Origin of the sequence: uncultured Proteiniphilum sp., assembly GCF_937873925.1 — a bacterium.
In the GTDB taxonomy this organism is placed as follows: domain Bacteria; phylum Bacteroidota; class Bacteroidia; order Bacteroidales; family Dysgonomonadaceae; genus Proteiniphilum.
Window position 1 is genome coordinate 1 of sequence record NZ_CALNAT010000145.1, and the last position, 5,644, is coordinate 5,644.

The window sequence follows — 5,644 nt, forward strand, 5'->3', positions numbered from 1 at the left end:
GAGCATCTGGATTATGAAGATGAAGTAGCCTTCCCCTATTTCATTACACTCTTAGGCAGCAAGAAACACGGCGATCACCGGGAACTTTACTCTTCCAGGGAATACAGTGAGCATCACACCGACATAGAGCTGAAACTGAAGGACCTGAAGAACCTCCTGCTTAAATATGTAAAGATCGAGGGCGATTTGGACCTTCGTCGCAAATTGTTCATGTCGCTCTATGAACTTGAGTTCGATCTGTACATCCACTCCCTGATAGAAGAGACCATTTTAATCCCGTCAGGGGTGGATATTGAAAGGGAACAAAATGCATAAGTCTACACTCCATATAGCTATTTTAGAATCTTCGAAGATCATTTGTGAAGGGATACAGGCCCTTCTCTATCAATCGGATATGGATTGCCGTATCTACAGGCTGGAAATACTGGAGGACTTTACCAAACTCCTTGAGTCCAATTCTGTCGATATACTGATAGCCAATCCGGTACAGTTCCTGAACCGGGAAAAGGAGCTCAGGAAGATCAGGAAAAGTCACCCTTCTCTCTCCATTGCCGGCATTGACTTCGGCATGATGCATAAACAGTCGATGCTGACCGATATCACTTTTACCCTCTACGACTCACCCGAGCATATCGTGCACTTACTCTCGAAGCTCAATAAAAAGAGTCAGTCGCCGCTAAAGGAGAAGGAAGGGGAAGAGAACCTTACTAAGAGAGAGATCGAGGTACTCACCGGCCTTGTGAACGGAATGTTGAATAAAGAGATTGCCGATGCGCTCAACATCAGCATCCATACAGTGGTAAGGCACAGGAAGAACATTGCCGTGAAGACGGGGATCCGCAGCCAGTCGGGACTCACCATTTACGCTATTTCCAAGAAAATTATCTCTATCGAGGATATAGAAATTTAATCCGGCGAAAAAGTTCAATCATCTTAGTCTTTTTCCGGTCGTCTTATTGCACTTTTTCCCGCGATAACCTATTCAAGCAAACTTAGTTGTTTTCTGCGCACGGCATAATAAAAACAAGTTTTTCTCCTGTACCCGCTTATTGAAAACATTCCCTATAAATTCGTCTTCTGCATTTCGCTTAGCGAAAAAGTTGGATTTTGTTAAACAATTTAACGCAATGAAACGTTCTCCCTTAACATAATCGGATTTTTTAATTCGAAATAATTTCTTAGTTTTACAACAATTTTAATCAATATAAAATTACAGGAAAAGGCCCCATGAAAATTCATGAATATCAGGCAAAAGAAATGTTTGCAACGTATGGAATACCCGTCGACAGGAGTATTGTATGCCGGTCGGTGGAGGATGCAGTCAAAGCCTACGCCCAACTGGATTCGCAAAAGGTCATTGTGAAAGCGCAGGTGCATACCGGAGGCAGAGGAAAAGCAGGCGGTGTAAAACTTGCTGACGGAGAAGTGGAATTGCGCCGACACGCCGCTGCAATCCTCGGGATGAATATCAAAGGGTTCACTGTCGACCGTATTCTGGTAGGCCAGGCGATTAATATCGAAAAAGAATATTATGTGAGTTACGTCATCGACAGGAGTTCAAAATCCCCCCTACTGATGCTGAGTAAAGAGGGAGGTATGGATATTGAAGAGGTAGCGCGCACCTCACCCGAAAAGATCTACAAGTTTGTGATCGACCCTTCGGTAGGTCTGCCCGATTATCTGGCCCGTGAAGCGGCATTTAAACTGTTCGACGATATCAAACAGGTGCGTCAGGCTGCCGTGATCTTCCAGAAACTCTACAAACTGTTTGTGGGAACGGATGCTTCGCTGGCAGAGATCAACCCGCTGGTACTTACGAAAGAGGCGGAGATCATGGCCATAGATGCAAAGATGACATTCGATGACAATGCACTCTACCGGCATCCCAAAATAGCGGCTCTCCATGAACCCTCCGAAGAGGAGAAAAAAGAACAAAATGCCAAAAGCAAGGGGTTCAGTTATGTGAACCTGGGTGGAGAGATAGGATGTATGGTAAATGGCGCCGGTCTGGCAATGGCAACTATGGATATGATCAAACTCTATGGCGGTAACCCGGCCAATTTCCTTGACATAGGAGGAAGTTCCAACCCGACAAAAGTGATTGAAGCGATGAAACTGCTCCTGAGCGACCAGAATGTAAAAGTAGTACTGATCAATATTTTCGGCGGTATTACCCGTTGCGACGATGTGGCAAAAGGGTTACTGGAAGCCTTTAAACAGATAAAAACAAATATCCCTATCGTGATCCGGCTCACCGGAACCAATGAAAAGGAGGGACGCGCCCTGTTACAGGGGAGCGGTCTTCATGTAGCCCACACCATGGGTGAAGCTACCCGGAAAGCCGTATCCATGTGCTAATAAATGATTTGATGATTGGACAATTTAACGATTTGATAATTGGTTATTTGTAATTATAATCGGCTAATCAGTACACCGGTAAATCTGTTAATCAATCTTTCTTCTAAATATACAAACATATGAGTATCCTGATAGATAGTAATACCCGCCTGATCGTCCAGGGGATAACCGGCCGCGATGGCGGCTTCCACACATCAAAAATGAAGGAATACGGGACCCGTGTCGTGGGCGGAACGTCACCCGGCAAGGCGGGAGAATTTGTAGATGGAATCCCCGTATTTAACACGGTAAGGGACGCGGTGAAAGAGACCGGCGCCGACACATCCGTCATTTTTGTTCCGGCCCTTTTCGCAAAAGATGCTATGATGGAAGCGGCCGACGCCGGGATAAAACTGATTGTTGCCATCACGGAAGGCATACCCACACTCGATGTAGTGGAAGCATACCATTTTATCAGGCAGAAGGGAGCTACTCTTATCGGCCCTAATTGTCCCGGCCTGATCTCACCGGGGAAAAGCCTGGCAGGGATTATGCCTTCCATGGTCTTCAAAGAGGGAGGCACCGGCGTGATCAGCCGTAGCGGCACCCTTACCTACGAAGTGGTCTACAACCTCACCGGAGAAGGGATGGGTCAATCCACCGCCGTTGGCGTAGGGGGTGATCCGGTTGTAGGGCTCTATTTCATAGAACTGCTCGAGATGTTCGAGAATGATCCCGCAACCGATTCCATTGCGCTGATCGGTGAGATCGGAGGGGATGCCGAAGAACGGGCCGCAGCATATATCAGGGAGCATGTCACAAAACCAGTAGCGGTATTTATTGCCGGACAGCAGGCACCTCCCGGAAAGCAGATGGGACATGCAGGAGCCATCATTTCGAGCGGAACCGGAACAGCGTCCGAGTCAGATCCCGGAACTATTGAAAAACAGAAGATAGTTTGTGGATTCATAAAATAGAGCCCGAAAAGAGGCTGAATATCTTCAAAATTTAAAACCTGCAATGACCCCAAAAAAGTTTTTTATCTAACTTTTTGGGGTCAGTTCGAAATGAGACGGCCTCTTTTCATTTTTTGTATAGGCTACTTCTTGAATGAGCAACTTAACCAATTCATTTACGCTGCTTTGCTGCGGATTATGATCTGCGGTCATAACAATCATCTTCCATCCTCTTTTCCGTGCACGTTCCGCGAAAAAGAAGAAATGATCTTCTTCCGGTTTCTTCCCTTCCTCTACGGTAAAGATATAAGTGGCGGGCAAGGATAAAGTTTGCTGTTTTCTACGAGATACCGGTGCCGTAAATGTTTTCAATGATTGAGGCACGTCGCGGGGTAGCGGATCATTCTCGTTCATCCAACCTGGAACCACAAATCCATCGGTTGATTCATGCTCAGGCCCGATTTTTCCATCCGTACGTGAGCTTATCACACTTTCACCGTCATTGGGAACAAAAGCATCCAAATAAACCAATCGCCCGATCCGTTCCGGGATGCTGTCCGCCACACCGGTAATTACCATACCTCCATAACTATGACCAACAAGTATGATGTCATTCAGATTCTCATATAAAATTGTATTGACCACATCCAAGATATGTGTGTTCAGATCAATGTCAGGCGAAGTAAGATGAACCCTTTCTCCCTGACCGGTAAGGCTTGGACGATATACGGTATAGCCTTTTGAGGTAAGGATCGAATCTGTTTGCTTGAATGACCAACTACCGCCCCATGCACCATGTACAATCACGAATGTTGATTGTTTTTGCCCAAAGGCTGTTATAGCTGTTACCAAGAATACTCCCACCAATAAGGCTATCCTCCTGACTATTTTTTTATATATCTTCATTATTTCCATCTGATAATAATTTTAATAACCCACATGAAGCATTGCAAAAACAGGATAACTCCTGGAGGCTTCTTTCTATCCGCACATTGTCTATTCAAAAAATAAACCCTAAAGATTTTTGTCGGACCTTTAGGATTTATTTCGAACTTACTTTTAGTTGTGGACTCTCTTCCCTTCCGTTCAATCGGCAAACGCATGTCGGAAACCCTGCACGTCGTTCCAATGACCGCGTGTGAAATCGGGTACGGCTACCGGAGCATTATTGTTCTCTATCGAGATACGGCTCAGCTCAGCCAGGCTACACCATTCGGCCAGGTCATACACGTCCATATCGAGCGGCAGCCCGTTCCGAAGGCAATACACCAACCGGTAATCCATAATGAAGTCCATCCCGCCGTGACCGCCCACTTCTTTGGCTTTCTCTTCCAGTTCCCGGTGGATGCGGTGCTTGTATTTATCCGTCAGGGCATCTTTTACCTCCTCCGATACATAATTATGGGCGCTCAGGTTCTCATGGTCGGGAACTATCCCCTCCTCCAACACATCTCCTTCGATGGCATAACCCTGCTCCGGGTATTTGTTGGCGAACCCTTTCGTACCGCTCACCTGGTACATACGGCTGTAAGGACGCGGCGAGGCCACATCGTGCTGGATATGGATGGTTTTCCCCTTTTCCGTACGGATCATCGTCATCGTGTGTTGACCGTTGGCGAATTGATAAGCGCTGTCGCGGTCCATTCCCCTTTCCCCGATCAGGTATTCCGGAATATTCACCGGTTTGGTATCCATCGACACCAGAGTGTTCATCTTATCGCCGCGGTGGATATCCAATACCTGTGCAGCAGGACCCATACCATGGGTAGCATAGATATCGCCGCGGAATTCCTTGTTATACTGCATGCGCCAGTCCCCTTCGTAATAACCCCAGAAATCGCTCAGATCGTGGATATAGGCTCCCTCGGTATGGAGGATCTCACCGAAAAGACCTTGTTGCGCCATATTCAGTGTAGTCAGTTCAAAGAAATCATAGACGCAGTTCTCCAGTTGCATACAATGTTTTTGTGTCTTTTCGGCGGTATTGACCACCCTCCATATCTCTTCGAGGGTCATGGCGGCGGGTACTTCGCAGGCCACATGCTTGCCCTGTTCCATGGCGTAGATCATCATGGGGGCATGGTGTTTCCAGTCGGTAGCAATATAGACCAGGTCAATATCATCGCGCTCACACAATTCTTTCCAGGCCTCTTCACTGCCGCCATAGGAGGCGGCACGGGGTAAGCCGGCCTTTTCGAGGATGCCTTGCGCCTTCTCTACCCTCTCCTCATGCAGGTCGCACAAGGCTACAATTTTCGTACCCGGTATATGGGTGAAGCGTTGCACGGCGCCGGGGCCACGCATCCCCAATCCGATAAAGCCGACACGAACGGTATCTATTTTGTCGGTTA

5 protein-coding genes and 1 pseudogene are annotated in these 5,644 nt (G+C 47.1%); 4 read left to right on the plus strand and 2 right to left on the minus strand.

Features of this window, described 5'->3' with window-relative positions:
• From Q0502_RS09720 to sucD, 4 genes and pseudogenes are all read left to right on the plus strand, one after another.
• A pseudogene (locus tag Q0502_RS09720) lies at window positions 1-315 on the plus strand (hemerythrin domain-containing protein); the annotation flags it as partial.
• Entirely contained in the window at window positions 308-910 is a 603-nt protein-coding gene (locus tag Q0502_RS09725; RefSeq protein WP_298650058.1) for a LuxR C-terminal-related transcriptional regulator, read from the plus strand. The pseudogene Q0502_RS09720 and the gene Q0502_RS09725, both read left to right, overlap by 8 nt.
• A gap of 317 nt (window positions 911-1,227) precedes the next feature.
• Window positions 1,228-2,358 carry an ADP-forming succinate--CoA ligase subunit beta gene (gene sucC, locus Q0502_RS09730; RefSeq protein WP_298650061.1) on the plus strand — a complete coding sequence of 377 codons (1,131 nt, stop codon included), beginning with the start codon at window positions 1,228-1,230 and terminating at the stop codon, window positions 2,356-2,358.
• A 119-nt stretch (window positions 2,359-2,477) separates the two neighbouring features.
• The gene (sucD, locus tag Q0502_RS09735) at window positions 2,478-3,314 is read left to right on the plus strand and encodes a succinate--CoA ligase subunit alpha (protein ID WP_298650064.1); all 837 of its coding nucleotides are present in this window, start codon (window positions 2,478-2,480) and stop codon (window positions 3,312-3,314) included.
• Window positions 3,315-3,380: 66 nt separating this feature from the next.
• Here the strand turns inward: sucD and Q0502_RS09740 are convergent, their stop codons facing one another.
• The gene (locus Q0502_RS09740) at window positions 3,381-4,199 is read right to left on the minus strand and encodes an alpha/beta hydrolase (protein WP_298650066.1); all 819 of its coding nucleotides are present in this window, start codon (window positions 4,197-4,199) and stop codon (window positions 3,381-3,383) included.
• Window positions 4,200-4,379: 180 nt separating this feature from the next.
• The coding region (locus tag Q0502_RS09745; RefSeq protein WP_298650068.1) for a Gfo/Idh/MocA family oxidoreductase at window positions 4,380-5,644 on the minus strand (1,265 nt) is incomplete at its 5' end.